Raw genomic sequence first — 19,149 nt, 5'->3', positions numbered from 1 at the left:
TTAGCTCTGGCAATTGATAAAAAATGATGTAATATCTAGCCCCCTGAATCCTGCCTTTCTCCGTATGATTAGGTTAAAAGAATGACTAAAGCGACAGTATTGACCGGCATTACCACCACCGGTACACCCCACCTGGGAAACTATGTGGGTGCGATCAGGCCTGCAATTTCAGCCAGTAAAGATCCGAATGTTAGCCCGTTTTATTTTCTTGCCGATTATCACGCGCTGATTAAATGTCAGGAGCCTGAACGTGTCAGGCAGTCCAGTCTGGAAATTGCAGCGACATGGCTGGCGTTAGGGCTGGATACCTCAAATGCCGTGTTTTATCGCCAGTCCGATGTGCCGGAAATCATGGAGTTGACCTGGTTGCTGACGTGCGTTACGTCCAAAGGGCTTATGAACCGTGCCCATGCCTACAAGGCGGCTGTCGCCGAAAACGAGCAAAGCGGTGAAAACGATCCGGATAAAGGCATCACGATGGGCCTGTTCAGCTACCCGATTTTAATGGCCGCCGACATTTTAATGTTTAATGCGCACAAGGTTCCGGTCGGAAAAGATCAGATTCAGCATATTGAAATGGCCCGGGATATTGCCGGACGTTTCAATCATATTTATGGCGAACATTTCGTGATTCCGGAAGCGGTCACCAGCGAAAATGCAGCGACTCTGGCCGGCATGGACGGCCGCAAGATGAGTAAAAGTTACAACAATACGATTCCGCTGTTTGAACCTGAAAAAAAGTTAAAAAAATTAATCAATAAAATCAAAACGAATTCTCTGGAGCCCGGCGAACCTAAAGATCCCGATACCTGCACCCTGTTCGGCATCTATCAGGCTTTTGCTACCGCACCTGAAGTTGCGGAGATTCGCCAGCGCTATGCTGAGGGCATAGGTTGGGGGGAAATGAAATCGGTGTTGTTCGAGTATATCAACGAACATATTGCACCTTCGCGCGAACGCTACGAAGCCTTGTTACAGGCGCCGCATCACATTGAAGAACAACTTCAGGAAGGTGCTGAAAAAGCAAGGGCCGTCTCTGTACCCTTCATGAAAGAGTTGCGAAAAGCCGTAGGCATTTCGAAAATCACCGCTTAACTTACTATACCGTTCGCACTTCAAATTTCGGTAGTGCCTAAGGAGGCAACGGGTTGTTCGGCAAAGGCTTTGCCAGCATGGATGCTGGCATAGAGCCTACATGGATGTATTTACGGCGTCCTTTGACGGCCACCCCGGCGCCGAATTTCGATCTACGATGGGTACATATGTAGGTTGGTTTGCACGCTTTTCATAACCCAATAATCAAGGCCATGGCCTTGAAAGTAATTATCAGTCCCCCCTCTTTGAAAAAGAGGGGGGTAGTGACACAATTGTTAACTAATCTCATCAAGTTCTCAGTGAGATTCGGCTCAATCACACTGAGGATAGAGTTCAATCAACAGCGATTTATTGTCTACAGGCAGTTCAGCCAACAAGACAATCTGCCCTGAAAATTGTTGATCGACAATTCTGCCCTTCAGTTTATTGAGCTGATATTCAAACTGTTGCAGCTGATTATAATCCAGGGTGAGTTTTACCCTCTCAAAGACAACATAATCAATAATCTCGGTTGCTTCGATGGCTTTTTTGGCAACATTGCCATAGGTGCGCGTCAATCCGCCTGCGCCTAATTTCACGCCGCCAAAGTAGCGGATGACGGCAACCACCACATTGACCAGATCTTTTCCCTGTAAATGCTGAAAGACCGGTTTTCCCGCCGTTCCTGAAGGTTCGCCCGCATCGAAAAACCGGCAAACCAATCCTTCCGGCGTCAAAATTCGGTAGGCAAAAACAATATGGCTGGCATCAGGATGCGCCTCATGAAGACCTTTGATAATGCGTAAAGCTTCATGTTCATTCGCGCAGGGCGACACAATACCGATAAAGCGTGATTTTTTTAGCGTTTCTTCAACCGTTTGTCCGGCCTTCACACAGTACATGGGTGACTCATTTCTTTATATTTGCGGCATGTAACAATATGCTCAAACCGTTGATTTTGGGGTAGGTCCAATCCACGCAGCGTTACTAATAAAGCGCTGCATTATTTGCAGGTAGCCAAAACGGCTTGATTAAACACATCGGCCTGACTTTCCAATAAGGTGAAATGGGCTTTGGCCCGGGTAATGCCCGTATAGACCAGTTCACGGGTCAGAACAGGACTTAGGGTTTCAGGCAGGATCAAAGCAACATGGTTAAATTCGGAACCTTGTGATTTATGCACCGTCATCGCGAACGCGGTTTCCACATCGGGTAAACGCATGGGTGATATCCAGCGGATAGCCATCTCGTCGCCGGTGTCAGGGAATGCCACTCTCAATTTTCCGTTAAAGTCATAAAGTGTGATGCCGATATCGCCATTCATCAAGCCCAGGTTGTAATCGTTACGAGTGACCATGACCGGTCGCCCCTCATACCAGCGGTCAAGACGATGAGATCGCGCAAATGGATCATCACGTTCCCCCTGTTTTAAACCGGAAAGAGCCGTTGGAGCAAGTTTGTAATCGCTAAACAGCCACTGCTCGATACGCTGATTTAAACCTTCTACCCCCCACGGGCCCATTCGAACGGCGCATAGAACCTGAAACGTATCAAAAGCATCCAGAACCCGTTTGGCCCATTGATTGAACTGTTCGCCGGCATCAGGGCGTTGTTGCAAGATTACATCAAGAAAATAGCGGTAACCTTGGCGTTGATGAGGATTGCCATTGGCCGTGATCAGTTGTTTTAAGCGGCTGTCGCCTGGATCGTCAAGTAATAAACGGTTCAGGTCTTGATAAGTCGCCGTATCATTCAAGATAGCCTGCGCCTTGAGAGCCTCGCCCGCATTAACCGCTCTGGCCAATTGGCCTATGCCGCTGTGCTCGCCGAACCGATGGCTAAAGCGAAGCATGACGGTTTGTTGATTGATCGCTGAACCTTTTAAGTCGGATTCTGCCAGTGCCACGCCCGCAGTTTGTGCTATCCAGTTCAGGGTTGGCGGGTCATAGGCCTGATTATCGGCCCCTCGGCATAAATCGCCCATCACCGCTCCGGCTTCTACCGATGCCAGCTGGTCCTTGTCGCCCAGCAATATCAATTGAGCCGTCTCCGGCAAGGCATCGAGTAACGCCGCCATCATTTCAAGATCAATCATTGAGGCTTCATCAATAATGACGATATCTGCGACCAAGGGATTATTGCGATGATGAATGAATTGCCGGGTGCCTTGCCGACTGCCCAACAGCCGGTGCAAGGTGCTCGCTGATTTGGGAATCAGTTGTTTGATGGCGTCATCAACAGTCAGTTTGGCCAACGCCTGACTGATCGATTCGCTGACTCTCGCTGCGGCTTTGCCGGTGGGTGCCGCCAGCAGCACTTTGAGCTTGCGCGTCGAACCGGTATTGCTTTCAGACAATTGAATCAGCAAGGCTAAAAGCTTGGTCAGCGTTGTGGTTTTACCGGTTCCAGGCCCTCCGGTAATAATTGCGAACCGGGATCTTAGCGCCAGGGCACAGGCAATTTTTTGCCAATCCGGTTGTTCCGCGTTGTCCTTAAACAAGCCGTTGAGCTGCAAGATCAAATCATCGGGAAGTTTGCTTCTTATCGGTTGCAGACGTGATTGAATCGACGCATTTAAAATTTGTTGATACTGCCAGTAACGGCGCAGATACAGGCGATGGCCGTCTAAAACCAGCGGCGTATTGCCGTCCCCCGAAGAGATCAATGGCGAGTCGGCAAGCGCTTGTTTCCAGTGCTGCAGAGTGTAGGCTTGCAGAATAGCGACTTCGGCAAACACCGTTTCGTTACCGGAGCGCCGGACTTCCTGACCGGGAATGGCGAGGGTCAACCCGGGTTGACGGCTGAGTTTTTCCAGATCCAGAAACACCTCGCCTTGTTCGAGCTGATGGCTCAGTAACGCTCCGGCCCATAGCACGGCTTCGTTTGCCTGTGCATCCTGAGTCAGCAGAAAGTGAGCAAAAGCCCGGTCTAATTGACTCAACCAGCCGCGAACAAGCCATTGGTCAATGTGTTTCAATGCGGAGTCTTGGTGATTCATGAGCCGGCTCCATGACGGTTTGTGCCGGAAAACAGTTTGTCCATGCCGTCAATCAGGATTTCGGGCGGTTTCTCGAACATCCGCCCCCCGGATGGATGTTGACTGCCCCGCAGAAACAGATAAAGACCGCCGCCCAAGTGTTGATCGTAATCATAACGCTCGCCCATTCTGGTTTTTAATAGCCGATGCAAGGCCAGCAGATACAGTGCATATTGCAGGTCATAACGTTTGGCCAGCATCGCCGATTCCATTGCCTCCAGCGTGTAAGCCTCATCGTTATTGCCCAGCGCATTGAATTTGTAATCGATGACGTAATAGTGCCCCTGATGCTCGAACAGCAGATCAATAAAGCCTTTCAATAAGCCGTTAAGATGATTGGGGAGTAAGCGTGGCCGAGGTTTGCCGCCGAATGTGTGTCGGGTGACCAAGTGGTCCAGCGCCTGAATATTGACCGCATCGGCGCCGATCAAAAATTCGGGCTCAGCCTGATAATGGCCTTTGCTCAGCGAGGCCAAGCTGATGCCTTGGTCCTTCAGCAAAGGCAGGGTTAGCCAATGGCTTAAACCTTCACTGATGAGATCATGTTGATCAATCCAGTCATTGTGATGAAAGATGGATTCAATGAGTTGCTTGCGCAGTTGTTCATCGGCATGGACGTTTTGAAAATCTTGTTGAGCGCATTGCTCCATCAATTCGTGAATCAATACGCCGGGTCCTGCGCCTCGCGGCAAGCTGTGGATGCCTTGCACGGTCATTGACAAATCTGACGGACTATCGGCTTCATCGCTTTGTTTGTCGTCCAGAAAGTTTTCCGGCGCTTCGGGCGTATAGACTTCGCTCTGGATAAAACCCTGATCCTCTGTTTTCAATGAACTGTAACTGGCTATCCACCAGTTGTCGGCAATAGGCGCGGTTGAGGTTCTGGGTGATTCTGTAGCAGGTTGCTGTTGCAAAGGCTGGTACAGGTCAGGACTTGGCTCGGGCAATACCTCAATAGTAATGGCCTTGCAATCGCCTTTAAGCAGTCCCAGTTGCTGGCCTAATTCGCCAGCCGCCATTTTGGCTTGCCAGCCCAGCAAATAGCCGATGGCACTTTTTTCCAGCTGGCAGTTTTTGGTATTGCCGGTTTTGACGGGTGCAATTCCCAGCCAGCAGGCATATTGCGCTCGCGTGATCGCTACATACAGCAGGCGTAAATCTTCCTGCAGCCGTTCTTTCTCGTTCAGTAGCTTGTTTTCATCGCGCTTGCTCAAATCGATAGTTAAGGCCTGATGTTCATCGTGGAAGCGGTAATAACGGGTGCGCTGACTGTTGATTTCTCTGAAACTGCAGATGAACGGCAGGAATACCAGCGGGTATTCAAGGCCTTTTGATTTATGGATGGTAATGATCTTGATCAGATTGGCATCACTTTCCAGGCGGATAACGCTTTCTTCGCTGCCGTTAGCGTTCTCTCTGTCGGCGATAGCCTCGGCCAAGTGCCTGATCAGTGCTTGTTCGCCTTCAAGCTGCCCGCTGGCTTGCTGCAACAGTTCGGCCAGATGGAGCAGGTTGGTGATGCAGCGTTCGCCTTCGTTGTTTTCGGACAATCTGGCGTGGACAGCATAGTCACTGAGCAGTTGCCGTATCGTTGGCAAAATGCCGTCTTGCTGCCACCGTAGCTGGTAGCCGAGAAAACGTTCCAATTGTATTTCCCAGGCCGGTTCATCCAACGTGAGCTGATGCAGCGTTTGGTAGGACCAGTCCAACGTCGCGGTGCTTAAGGCGGCGCGCACTTTACGCTCGTTGTGGGGTTCGGCCATTGCTTTCAACCAGATCAGTAGATCGCTGGCTTCGCGGCTGTCATATATAGAGTCACGTTCTGAGAGGTAAACACTGCGTAATTGCCGCCTCGCCAAAGCGGCACGCATGATTTTAGCTTCCATTCCGGTACGTACTAAAATCGCAATATCAGCAGGTTGAACGGATCTTAATGGACCTGATGTCGCTTTAAATCCGGTTTGCATAGGCTGCGCCGAATTCAGTAAGCGGACGATTTCACTGGCTGTGACCTCGGCCATTTGCGTTCTATAAACGGGCAAACCGATGCCCTCCGAACTCTCCCAATGCCAAAGCGTCAACGCTGGAACCTCTGATTTTCCGTTGATCAGCCAGGCATCATCGCGGCCTTTGGCTGCAACCGGAATAAACGGTAAGGGATTGACCTCGCCGTTTTTGAATCGAAACGCACCTTCTTCCTGTTGATCGGCAAAGACAAAGACCTGATTGACGGCATCGACCAGGGCTTTAGTGGAGCGGTAGTTGGTGCCCAATGTGTAATGTTTGCCTGCCGTAGCATGATGAGCTTTAAGATAGGTATAGATATCACCGCCCCGAAAGGAATAGATCGCCTGTTTGGGATCGCCGATCATAAAGCAGCCCAGCCCTGTTTCATCGGAATAAACACGCGCAAAAATCCGGTACTGTACCGGGTCCGTATCCTGAAATTCATCGATCAATGCAATAGGGTATTGCTGCAGAATGACTGATTTCAGGCGCTCGCCGTTAAGTCCGGACAAGGCTTTATCCAGACGCGTCAGCATGTCGTCAAACGTCATGCTGGCGATGCGTTGCTTTTCTGAATCGTAACGGTTTCTAATCCAGTGGATGGCATGTAAAGTGAGTTTTTCTGCGATGTCTTCTTCTTGTCCGGTATGGATGACTAAGCGGTCTATCGCTTCAAACGCGGCGTGCTGTAAAGGATCTGCTTGTTGATGGGCTTTGACCAGTCCTGCCGCTAATTTTTGCCGACCGAATTTTGCCAAGGCATCAATAGCCAGCGTGTAACCGTGTTGAGCCCATGCGTCCAATTCAGCCAGTTTGCCGGTAAATCCGGCTTTACGGTAAAGATTGCCGTTCAGCCATCCCTCCTGAGATGCCTTGTTGAGCAAGGCTTCGATGGTCATCTGATCGCCGGACCAAAGCCTGCGCGCCTGGTTATCCAGGTCTTGCCGCTGTAATTCCCATAGTTCCCATCGGTTAAATACCGCGGCCAAGTCATCATCGACGCACGCCAATCCTTGTGCTTCGGTTTCCGTGAGTAATGGTTTAAGAAGCCGAATCAGGTCATCCGGGGAACGGGCCAGTTTGAATACGGCTTGACACTGAGTTTCGGTAAGCGGGTAAAAAAAAGTCCGCCAATAATCCCTGACCGTTTCATTCAAAAGTTCGGTATCGTTATTATCAACCTCCTGACGAAACAGACTGCCGCTGTCAAACGCGTGTTGCTGCAGCATGCGATTACACCAGCCGTGAATGGTATAGACCGCGGCTTCATCCATCCAGTTGGCGGCCAGTTCCAGACGACGTGCGCAAGCAGGCCAAAGGTCAGGCTTATAGCGGGTCCTTAATTCGGTCAGAAACTCATCAGAGGCAGTGCTTTGTTGACGAAAATACGCGGCTGCCTGGGTCAGGCGAGCACGAATGCGTTCGCGCAGCTCTTTGGTGGCGGCATCTGTAAACGTAACAACCAGAATGTCCGGCGGCAGTAAATCCCGTTCCGGTAGCGAGCTGTTGTCTGTTGCGCCCAGAATCAAGCGGACATAGAGAGCTGCAATGGTATAGGTTTTACCGGTACCGGCACTGGCCTCGATCAGCCGGGTGCCATGCAAGGGAAAATCAAGCGGGTTTACCGTGTTGACGCCTGTCATACCGGACCTCCCTGTTGCTGAAACTGCTGAAAAACGGGCTGGTAAAGCAGTGCGGCCCAGGTTCCAAAAATGTCCGGGTTCAAGCTGATGAAACTTGGGAAAAACCGCGCCAGATAAGGGTCATAGTCGACTTCGCCCGGTTTCCAGTCGTCGCCATCGTATTGCTCTTGGGCCGTTGCCATGGCGGATTCAGGCTGGGCATCTAACCAGGTAAACGCAGTTCGACAGGCAATCGGGAGGGGGGCTTGCATGCTTTGGTACCAGACTTCGGCTAGCGTATTGAGCAGTGTCAGTGCGTCGGCTTGGGGCAGTGGGGCTATTTCAAGCACCGTATCGGCGCCTACCACTATCGATTGGACAGCCATGCCGCTTGCACAAGCCGCCAAATGCTGTACCCAGTAGTGCAAAAGATTAGGGTATTTGATCTTGTCACCGTTCATCAGTTTCTGTGCGGTCAAATGAATCATGCTGAGTGATAAATCATTGCCGCTTTGCCGCAAATGATCGAGGTCTCCCTGCAAGCTTATATGGATGCCGGCATCCAATTCAAAATGAAACTCTACCGATTGCGGTGCCATTTCAACAGGCCAGCAGGATTCAATCGTTTGATAGTGTAGCCAGGCTTGTTTGACGGGTTCTGCAATCGCATTATAGGCGGGTGTAGCAAAGCCGCCATAAGGCAGCTGGCCTTTTTGAGACATGGCCATGCGCTGAGACTCAAAAAAGCGCTGCGGATTCGCAGGTTTTTCGCTCTGCAAGGATGACAGCAAATTATTAGCCAGAAGATACGCTTCCAATGCGTTAAAGCCGAAAGGTTCATTATCTTCGCTGGTTACGGTCTCTTCATCAAAACCGAACTTAAGCGTATGAAGGCAGAACGCTTTTACCGGCGCTCTCATAAAACGGGCCAGAGACTCGAGGGTTAACGAAAATGCTTTTTCATCAGCCACCCTGGTTAACGTCAAGGTCAACTTTTCCTGGGTTTGCTCATACCATTCCTGTGCATAAGTGAACAGGCGGGGATCTCGGCTTTTGGCCACATAATGGAGGCTAAAAGGTTGTAGCGGGTGCTCAACCGTTAATACTTCAAGCAAGGGAGGATCTGTTTCTGCCAGTTTCCAGCCTTGAGCCAGGACATCACGTAATTGACTCACCAAGACTGACGGAGGCCGCTCACTGTTATCACGAATACTGCGGCCCACCCAGCTGATATAAAGTTGATCTCTGGCCGACAGCAGCGCTTCCAGAAACAGGTATTGATCATCCTGTCTGCGCGAGCGGTCGCCGGGACGGTACTGGCCCCGCTGACTCATCAGGTCGAAGCTGTGACCATGCTGAGTCCGGGGATAATCACCGTCATTCATGCCCAGCAGGCAGATCAACCGGAAAGGAATTGCGCGCATCGGCATCAGCGTGCAGAAATTGACCCGGCCGCTGAGAAACCGGCGGTGCAGGGTCGGCTCATCCACTTCATTCAGCCAGGCTTCCCGGACCACAACCAACGGCAAGGTATCGGTAGACGTTAATCCGGCTTGCTCGCAGATGTGCCCCCAGTCGATTAATGCACGACTGAGCGTTTCCAGTATTTTTCTATCCCGTTCATTGCTGGCAGTAAAAAAATCGTCCAATAAGCCCGATAAGGTCTGTTGCCAGGTTTCGACATTTTGTTCATGGCGCAGGAGGCGGGTATATTTTTCAAGCGTTTCCAGGCAAACAGACAAACTACCCAGCCACTTCGCATCCAGTCCGCCGATTTCTTCATAAGGTTCTATGCCGTTGAAGGCTTCTCCGGCTCCTACCGCATAACCCAGCAGCATTCTTCGCAAGCCGAATTGCCAGGTATTGGCGTCCAGATGGTCGGGCATGGCGACCGTTTGCGTGCGTTGTTCCGCATTGAGCCCCCAGCGTATGCCGGACTCCTCTATCCATTGATGCAATTTGGGAACGGCGGTTTCATCGATAGCAAAACGCGCTCTAAACGCGGGTACCTCCAACAATGCGAGAAACTCACTGACCGTGAAACGCGATTCCGGCAACTTGAGCAACGCTTCGACAGCGACCAGCAGCGGGTTAAGCCCTCTTTGTTGCTGATCGGCCAAACTGAAGGGTATGTAGCGCGGATCATCAGGTTTGACCTGTCCGAAGACGGCAAGAATATGCGGCGCATATTTGTTGATGTCGGGCACCATGACAATGATGTCGCGCGGGTATAAGGGGGTGTCGGTTTGCTCTGCGTTATTGAACCGGGCCAATAACTGGTCGTGCAGAATTTCGACTTCGCGCTGCGGGCTGTGAGCAATATGAAACGCCAGTGAAGCATCCGCTGCGTTAATTTGGACGGGTTCGGCGGGGACGGGCTCCAGATCCAGAATCGATTGCTGCAGGTGGTTCAGCAAACTGCGTTGGCCGGGTTCCCCAAAGTCGTTGAACAAGTCGATTTTGTTATCCGGCCAATGCCAGTTTTCGTAGGTCTGGGTTTCGTCAAAGTGATCCAGCAAACGGATATAGTCTCGACCCTGTTTACCCCATGCGGCCAGTAAAGGATTGGCATGAAGATGCAGTTCGTCATCGGTGAGTGCGGTGGTCATGCCGGATTTATAGCTTTGCCTGCGCCGTTCGGCTTTCAACAGTTCTTTGTCTTCTATGATATCCGCCCAGTAATGCCGGCACGGGTTTGGAACAAACAGCACAATCTGGCAAAATTTTCCCAGTTTGGCCATGACTTCCAAAGACTGTTGCGGTAAGGACGACAAGCCGAATAATATCACTCTTCGCGGCAGTCCCTCCGGCCTTGTGTCTATTTCGTCGATGTCATGCATGAACCGGTCATGCACCAACGCCCGGCTCGCAAACGCGGTATCGGCTTCATGCAAATCAGCCATGACGGCCCGCCATAAGGCGGCTTGCCAATGGTGTTGGCCGGCAAGCGCTAAAGGTTCCCCATGTGCGCTGCGCAAAAAATCATGACCTTCCGCCCAATCTGCAATCCAGTCCGAACGATAAACCTGGTATTGATCGAACAGATCGGCTAGTTGTTCTGCCAGTTGGTAACGTTTGCGGCGGCTGGAGTCTTCGGCCAGAAAGGTAGCCAGCGTTTCAAATTCCGGTTGTGAAACCAGCGACGGCAGCAAACGGTATAAGCGCCAAGTCAGGGGTGCTTTGGCGAGCAATTGTTGCTTGGGAATCAGCTGTCCCAATACCGCACGGTAAACGCTCCAGATGAACAGCGAGGGCAATTGCACCGTCATTCCTGCAGCGATACCCAGCGAACTGTTTTGCGCCAGGCTTTGCTTCAACCATTGTCCCATGCCGTTACTTTGGACTAAAAAAACCTCATTTTCCAGTGGTGTCAAGGGATGCTCTTGCAGCCAGTGTTCGACCACATCCCGCAACGTTTCCAATTGATTGGAATGGATGATCGCAATGCCGTTTTCTAGAGGCGTGCTGGGAGTTGTTTCAGTCATTGGATATTTAGGATTGATAGAGTTGAAAGCATGAGTTTCAGGTTGCTTAGGGTCGATCTTATTACAGAACTGAAGTTTCCCAGTTTTTTGATAGAGATGTCCAGGCTTATAGTGGTATTTGTTAAGGTTATATTTGCGTTAATAGTTGCCGTTATTCCGGCTGCTATTACCGGAACCCGGAAGCCATGAATGGCAAAGGCTGGTGCATGTCCTTGTGTTCTGGATTCGCTTACGCGGTCTAACGAATCCGGAAACCCATTCCGGGAACACGTCTCTTTCCATACCCTAAAAGTGCTTTATTTAATGAGTTTGTAACTGTTTACGCTGGTCCTGTCGATAAGCCTTCAGCCCAAGCATAATGAGGGCCTGTTTTTAAAGTTATGGGGAAACTTCAGATAGATATGAAAGCTTGGTGTAAGGTTCTTGAAAGCATTTTGTATTAGTATTGATTCGCTACATTAATCAGGAGTGTTATTATGAACCGAACATTCTTGATACCGACTGTTTTTTGAATTACGCGAAACAAACTAAAACGGGGATAACTACTCGACTGTGTTGTATTGAGGGTGGATTTCAAGCACATCTGAATATAGACCTGCAGCATTCTGCAGCACGCCTGTTGCAGAAGCCTTTTTAATCAACCACCTTGATCCAATATGGCTGGAGGGTCATAGTTACAACATACCAATAAAAAGCACTTGATTTTTATTGACCTTATTTTAACCAGTCGGCTTAGTTGTGATCATAAAAAACCGGCTTACAACCAATGTTGTTTAATGTGCTAGATAAACCTTACTCAACGCAAAAAATAGAGTGTTACTGGCTAATAGCTTCAATAGGTGCCTGGGTACCTGAATGGACTATTTAATGAAATAATTGACCTAAAAAATAAGATTATGAAAACGATCGAAAAAACTTTAAGCGATCGATCTGATATCGACAGCATGAGATCGAGCCCATCCCAAAAGCCTGACGAGAGCTTAGGGCGGGTAATTTTACAGCGGCTGAAAATTTTTAATACCCTTTTGGACAGTCGATTTGAAGATTTGACCCGGGAAACCTGGGTCAAAACGACTTATCGCGATATGAGTGCAGGACTGATTGTCGCGTTAACCGCAATCCCGATGGCCATGGGGTTCGCTATGGCTATGGGCCTAAGACCTGAGCAAGGCATTATTGCCGGTGCTTTGGCTTGTGTGATCGGGCGTACATGGGGCGGATCAAAATATCAGGTTTACGGTCCCACCGCTGCATTTATTCCCATCATTGCAGCACTGATGGCTAAATACGGCGAGGCAGGCGGCGGCACCTTTGCCGAGGCGCATGGTTTTCTGGTTTTTGTTTCGGTGATCTCCGGCGTCATACTGATGCTGATGGGGATTTTTGGGCTAGGTAAGTATGCCAAGCTGGTGCCCAATTCCATTATTGTGGGATTTACCGTTGGGATTGCTGTCGCAATCGCCCTGAGTAACTTTGAGTCAATTCTGGGGATTGAGAGCTTTGCTGATTTATTGGGTGAGGACGAAGACCTCACCGGAGGTTTATGGCATAACCTCGCCATGGCTTACGAGAACATCGACAAAATCAATCTGTGGTCGGTTTCTCTTGGTCTGGCCACGTTTGTTTTGACCAAGGGCTTGTTACGAATCTCCATTTTTATCCCGGCCCCATTACTGGCCATCGCTACCAGTACGATACTGGCTGCTACCGTCATGTCTGGTAAAGGCGTTATTCTGGTGAAAGATATTTATGGCTCTATTCCCAATAATTTCTTTGTGTTTACCCCACCCGTCATGCCTGCTATCAGCGGTGGCGTGGTCATCGATATTCTCTATTTCGTCGCCGCGATCGTTTTTGTTTCCGCGGTAGAAAGCCTGCTGTGCTCGTCTATGGCTGATCGTATGGCCAATAACCGTAAAACACCATTTAACCCGGACAAAGAGTTTTGGGGGCAGGGTCTGGTCCAGATTATTACACCTTTGGTTAATGGCTTTCCCTGCACCGGTGCTTTGGCCCGGACGGCGACCAGTATAAAAGCCGGTGCTGTCACTCCTCTGGCAGGTTATTTTAAAGCCATCTTCAAGCTCTCATTGGCTTATTACATTGCCGCTTATCTGGAAATGGTGCCCATGGCCTGTATTGGCGGCATCCTGTTATGGGTTGCGTCAAATATGATCAAGATTTCTGAAATAAAGGAAGTGTTTAATCACAATAAGTTTCACGCCGGCTTGATGGTGTTTACCGCCGTAATGGTGCCGGTGACCGACTTTTTAACCGGGGTATTATCTGCTTTGGTTATCTATTTCGTGGCTTACCGCTTTCTTGATAAGCCGGCCACTGAACAGGAAAAAGTTACTAAAAAAGCGGTATCGGTCAAACCTCTAGCGGTGCTTTCAACACCCGGCAATTTCAACAGTGTCACTATTCCTTTGGCTCTGACAGCTGAAGATGTTGGACTTTTACGTTACGCAGCACGTCTGGCAAAACTGGGTGTCGCTAAAGAGTTTCACTTTGTCCATGTGGTTACCCCGCATGAAAAATCACGCAATCCAGCTTCAGCCAGTCATTTGAAAAAAGGCATGGCTGAAGAAGTCATGCAGTATTTTGACGGCGCCCTGGAACAGGTAAAAGTTGATTACCAAACGATAGATGGCTCCAGTCGTATGGATGAGTTGGTCAAGTTCACACTGGCCGCCAAATCCGATCTGATATTGCTGGGGCATCGCAAAAACAGGACAGGTCAACGCTCTTTGTCCAGGCGTTTGGCGATGATCACCCATTGTTCGGTGTGGATGGTTCCGGAGGACTGCGGTCCCGAGATTAAGCGTATTGTCGCTCCGGTCGATTTCTCTGATCCCTCTGCTGACAGCTTATCGCAAGCAACAGCGCTGGCTAGAGTCAATAATGTTTCCGAGTGTATGGCATTGCATGTGTTTTTTGACGAATCTGTCATTCGCTACGATGAGCACGAAGACATTGTGCGCGGCGAAGAAGAGGCTGCTTTTGCCAAATTTATGACGCGTATCGATACGCATGGCATCACTGTCAAGCCGGTATTCGAGGAAAGCTTTAATGTCGCTCATGCGGTACTTCGCAGAGCAGAAGAATATCAAGCTGACTTGATTGTGATCAGTACGCGCGGTCATAGTCGTGCTGCCACCATGCTGTTGGGGAGCGCAACATCTCAAGTCATGGCGGAATCAAAAATACCGGTTTTGGCGATCAAACATTACGGCGATCAATTGTCAATTATGAAGACCTTGCTGGCCAGCCGTTTCTGGGAGCGTTCTGATCCTAAAACTAACTGATATCCTGATTGAGTGTTCGGCCAATGTTGTGTGTCCTCATTTTAGCGTTGGCTGACCCTTTTACGCCCGCCGGACACATGTTTGTCCAGGTCGGCTGTTTTATAACCAGCCTGAGCAATCCATCCATTTGATTTTAATAGGAGGTTAATACTGACGCTTGCAGGGAAGCTGCCGTATTTTTGACATTTTCAATGATTTAATCTAACTACTACTCGCCCGCTTGGAATAGAGGGTGTAGGTGATTGATCGGAAACGGTGAAAATTCTTTCGAATTCTGGCTGGGGAGAAAAGCAAAAGCGACCTGAGTCAGGATAATAATTCACTACACCCAAAAATTTGAAGATGAAAATTTTACTTGTAGAAGATGATCCGGTTCTGTCGGACGGCTTAAATTATACCTTCAGCTTGTCCGGGTATGTTGTCACCTGTGCCATGACCGGTAATTACGCAGAAGGCCTTTGATTTTGTTTCCGCCTGAGTTCGGTTTGCTTGAAGTACTCATGCTGCAAGTGGGGCGGGTAGTCAGCAAGGATAAAATCGCACAATGCTTGTCAACCGACCAAAAAGAGTTGGGCGATAATGCCATCGAGGTTTATATCCACCGGTTGCGTAAGCGAATCAAGCCTTATGATGCCAATATACGGGCTGTCCGTGGCTTGAGATATATGCTGGAAAGCGTTGCCGGTGGATAGAAACAGTTTTCCTCTATTGGCACGCTTTATAAGGCGAGCCGTCGACCAAGGCCTGGTATTTGGCTTCCAGTTTAGGACCGCCAGCATAGTTAAATTCAGTATCTACCGACAACACACCTTGTTTTTCTCCCGCGTTGAAGGTCAGTAGTAGCGGTCTGTCTTTATTGGGATCGTAATAGGGAAAAAACCAGAGACTTATGCCTTCGTAAAAATTCCCGCCATAGCTGGCGGCATATTCCGGATGGGTTGCTTTCTCTGATTTTCCGCTGACTTCAAAAGTAAATCCTGTGCTGTCAACAACGATCTGGGGTTGTTTTTTGCAGTCACCGGAGGGTGCGTAGCGTCCGAAAATGGCCTTGAAATCATTTAAATTATTGACCTCGATGGCTATTGTTGCCGATGAAAATAATGAAGCGCAGGTCAGTCCTGCAATCGGCAGCAACTTATTGAATGAGAGTGGTTTCATGATTATCCCCTGAAAAGAGTCGGTATACGATAAACTAATTTTTATCCGGGTTAAAGTCATGCCATTCCGGGCAAACCCGGTAACTGGCTATCCAGTTGATTATGGACTCAGGTGGCATGGGCGCCGCGATAGTAAAGCCTTGCGCGAGCTGGCAATCCAATGCCAACAAGTGCAAACCCTGCTCAACGGTTTCCACGCCCTCGGCGATCACTTGCCGCTTGAAAGCATGGGACAAGGCAATAACACCCTTGATGATCGCATCATCACGAGTATTGGTCAGCATGTTGCGCACGAAGCTGTAGTCTAATTTAATGGTGTCGGCAGGTAAATGGCGCATGTGGGTTAGCGACGAATAGCCGGCACCAAAGTCGTCCAGAGCAATCTTGACCCCTAGCTGGCTGCTGCAGATATTAAGGATGCCGGCAACGGCATTCAGATCACCTAAAGCAGTGCTTTCTAGTAGTTCCAGCTGAAGATTTTTCGGAGCTATCGCCGGGTGTTTGGCGAGTGTTTCAGTCAGGTGACTAATGAAATCGCTGTTGAGTAATTGATAATAAGAAATGTTGATGCTCAATTCCAGATTCAAGCCTTGTTTTAACCAGTGATCCAATTGATCAAGCGCTTGTTCAATGACCCAGTTACCGATATCTATCTCGAGTTGCGAACACTGGACAAGGGATAAAAAATCCTCCGGGGTGGTGAGCCCGCTTGATGGGTGCTGCCAGCGCAGCAGCGATTCCATGCCGAAGATATGCCCCGTCTGCATATTCACTTTGGGTTGGTAATAAAGACAAAATTGACCTTGTTGAAAAGCGTCAGCAATTTCGTCTAGCTGGCTGTGCAGTCTGATAATATCTTTCTTATTGGCATTATCGAATAGATGAAAACGATTTTTCCCGGCCAGTTTGGCCTGATACATCGCATGATCGGCATGGCGTATCAAGGTGTCAGGTGCCGAGTCGTCCAATGGGTATAGCGTAATGCCGCTGGATGCGGAAATAGTAATGACCTGGTGATTAATATAATAAGCTTCAGAAATGGCCTTGTGGATGCGGATCATTGTTTGACAGCAATGGTCTATCGAGTCCATTTCTCCGATGAGCAGGGCAAACTCGTCGCCGCCCAAACGCGATACCGTATCTTCTTCGCGCAAGTGTGTTTTGATTCTTTCGGCAACCTGAATCAACACCTGATCACCCGTCTCATGACCGAATTTGTCATTGACTGGTTTAAAACCATCCAGGTCGACAAAGCAAATCGCCAGCAGGGAGTGATTGCGTTTGCTGTGGGATATGGCCTGATTAAACCGGTCACCGAACAGTGTGCGATTGGGAAGTTGGGTCAAGGGATCAAAATGGGCGAGACGTTCCAGTGCCAGCTGTTGATGCTTGCTTTCCGTAATGTCGGAAAACAGGCCGATATAATTGACGACCCGGCCTTGCGTGTCGCGAAGGACGGAAATGGATAGCAGTTCCGCATACAGTTCACCGTTTTTCTTGCGGTTCCAGACTTCACCCTGCCAGTAATTTTGTTTTGCCAGGGTTAGCCAGATATCGGCAAAAAACAGATCGGAATGCTTGCCTGAATTCAAAATCCTTGGATTTTTGCCGATCACTTGCTCACGGCTATAGCCGGTTATCTCGCAGAAAGTAGGGTTGACATCAATCATGTTTCCCAAGGCGTCGGTGATGATAATGCCTTCATGAGCCTCGCCGAATACGCGAGCCGCCAGTTGCAGCTTTTCCTCCGCTAATTTACGTTCGGTGATATCGCTGACAAACGCGACGCTGTACTCGGTTTCGCCGAATTGGACGTGGTTGGCAATGATTTCAACGGTTAGTAAATGGCTGTCACGGTGTTGGTGCAGGGTTTCGATAATACGCGTTTTATTTTTTTTCAGTTCTTGCCAAGCGCTTTGCCAGTTTTGAAACGGAAATACAGGATCTATATCGGTTAATGACAGCTTCAATAATTGTTCTTCGCTATAGCCCAGCATTTCGCAGGCGCGTTTATTGGCATAGCAAATCCGGGTGCGTTGATCGATCCAGTAGATGCCGATACTGGCATTGTCCATCGCAAACTGAGTCAGTCGTAAACTTTGCTCAATCTCTTTTCTATCGCTGATATCCTGAACAAACGTGAATGTATATTCCTCTCCGTTATGGACGATGTAATTTCCGACAACTTCGACTGGAAAGATAGAACCGTCTTTGCGGCGATGGCGGGTTTCTATATTGATGTAGCCTTGTTGTTTCAGGTTTTCCCACATCGGCGGCCAGTCCTGTGCAGCGAAGTCCGGGTCAAATTGCCACACGGGCTGCCCGATAATTTCTTCGCGGGAATAACCCAAGGCCTCACAGACATGATCATTCGCATAAAGTATCGTGCCATGGCTGTCTATCCGGTAAAACGAGCTTCTGCTTTTGGCAATGGCCGTTTGAGTCAGCCAGAGTTCCTGCATGATTTTTTGCAGCGGTGTGATGTCTTCGTAAATGCTCAGTAAACCCAGGACGGTTCCATCGTTATTGAGAAGTGGAATTTTAGAGGTACGAAGGCAAATTTCTCGGCCGTCCGGTGTGGTTTGATGTTCCTCAACACCCAGTTGTGGGCAATGGGTCGATATGACCTGTTGTTCATCGGCATGATAGCGTTCAGCGTTCTTTTTCCAGCTTAATTGAAAATCGTCTTTAGCCGTTATCTCATCGGAGTGGTCCAAGCCTGCGTTTTTTGCAAACAGCTGGTTACAACCCACATAACGCAGGTCTTTATCTTTCCACGATACCCTGATCGGCAAGGTTTCAATAATCGTTTGCAACAGGTGCTGGGTTGTCTGTAGTTCTTTTATAATGCCCTGTTTTTCAAGGGTTTCAGACTGACTCTTGATTAAGTTCGATTGTATCTTAGCCAACTGGATCAACAGCGTGCTGACAATGGCGCTGACGCAAAATGAGGCGACTAAGCCGGTAATCAGATAATTAACCGATACTTCACCATTCAGCAAATGGTCCATGGCCGCGACAATCAGGCTGGTGGCAACCATAGCCGATGTTATCGCGTAGAACAGAATGCGACTGCGGCTGAGTTGAGCTAATTTTGCGTAATCAAACATTTTTTGGGCCGCAGACTAATGCAATTTAAACGGTATCATTGTACAGCTAGCAGGGTATGGATGGGATAGAGATTAAGGCGAGATCTACTCTTCCGAGTTTGATATTTTCAGCGTCATTTTGGATTGGGAAAAGCCTTTTCAATCAACCGCCTGCATCCCAGCAATTCCCAACTTGACACCAAAGAAGGGGGTAAGGTGAGTTTTGCGAGGATGTCGAAAGCAGGATCACTATCGTCAAGCTCCCATGGATGGGTTCACGGCGTGCCTCGCCAGACTTACCTTGCCCCTAATTAACGCTAAAAAGCTCAAACTGGGAATTACTGTCCTACACCCTATAAAAATAGGAGGA

General features: G+C 49.2%; 9 protein-coding genes. 3 read left to right on the top strand and 6 right to left on the bottom strand.

The features are described 5' to 3' along the window. Positions 1-81 precede the first annotated feature (81 nt). On the top strand, positions 82-1,095 hold the full coding sequence (locus Q7V32_RS06505; RefSeq protein WP_304896168.1) for a tryptophan--tRNA ligase: 1,014 nt from the start codon (positions 82-84) through the stop codon (positions 1,093-1,095). A 311-nt stretch (positions 1,096-1,406) separates the two neighbouring features. Here the strand turns inward: Q7V32_RS06505 and Q7V32_RS06500 are convergent, their stop codons facing one another. The 4 genes from Q7V32_RS06500 to recC form a co-directional block, all read right to left on the bottom strand. Further along, positions 1,407-1,976, bottom strand: coding sequence for a YigZ family protein (locus tag Q7V32_RS06500; RefSeq protein ID WP_304896167.1), 570 nt, complete (start codon positions 1,974-1,976; stop codon positions 1,407-1,409). Positions 1,977-2,077: 101 nt separating this feature from the next. Further along, positions 2,078-4,072: an exodeoxyribonuclease V subunit alpha gene (gene recD, locus Q7V32_RS06495; RefSeq protein WP_304896166.1), complete on the bottom strand. Its 1,995-nt coding sequence runs from the start codon at positions 4,070-4,072 to the stop codon at positions 2,078-2,080. Beyond that, complete coding sequence (recB, locus tag Q7V32_RS06490) at positions 4,069-7,761, bottom strand: exodeoxyribonuclease V subunit beta (protein WP_304896165.1); 3,693 nt, start codon at positions 7,759-7,761, stop codon at positions 4,069-4,071. Before recB ends, recD begins: the two co-directional genes overlap by 4 nt. Then, entirely contained in the window at positions 7,758-11,225 is a 3,468-nt protein-coding gene (gene recC / locus Q7V32_RS06485) for an exodeoxyribonuclease V subunit gamma (protein ID WP_304896164.1), read from the bottom strand. Before recC ends, recB begins: the two co-directional genes overlap by 4 nt. An 896-nt stretch (positions 11,226-12,121) precedes the next feature. On the opposite strand from recC, the gene Q7V32_RS06480 reads away from it, so the two are divergent. Both Q7V32_RS06480 and Q7V32_RS06475 read left to right on the top strand, forming a co-directional pair. Next, positions 12,122-14,533 (top strand): SulP family inorganic anion transporter, encoded by a 2,412-nt coding sequence (locus Q7V32_RS06480; protein WP_304896163.1) that lies wholly within the window; start codon positions 12,122-12,124, stop codon positions 14,531-14,533. Positions 14,534-14,991: 458 nt separating this feature from the next. Then, entirely contained in the window at positions 14,992-15,225 is a 234-nt protein-coding gene (locus Q7V32_RS06475) for a winged helix-turn-helix domain-containing protein (protein WP_304896162.1), read from the top strand. Between the two features lie 13 nt (positions 15,226-15,238). Here the strand turns inward: Q7V32_RS06475 and Q7V32_RS06470 are convergent, their stop codons facing one another. Continuing rightward, a complete protein-coding gene (locus Q7V32_RS06470) occupies positions 15,239-15,691 on the bottom strand; it encodes a hypothetical protein (protein WP_304896161.1) in 453 nt (150 codons plus the stop codon). Positions 15,692-15,725: 34 nt separating this feature from the next. Then, entirely contained in the window at positions 15,726-18,800 is a 3,075-nt protein-coding gene (locus tag Q7V32_RS06465) for a PAS domain S-box protein (RefSeq protein ID WP_304896160.1), read from the bottom strand. Positions 18,801-19,149 lie beyond the last annotated feature (349 nt).

The sequence above is a fragment of the Methylicorpusculum sp. genome (genome assembly GCF_030651835.1).
Lineage (GTDB): Bacteria > Pseudomonadota > Gammaproteobacteria > Methylococcales > Methylomonadaceae > Methylicorpusculum.
Note: the sequence above shows the minus strand (reverse complement) of the source record. Positions and strands in the feature narration are given on the sequence as shown.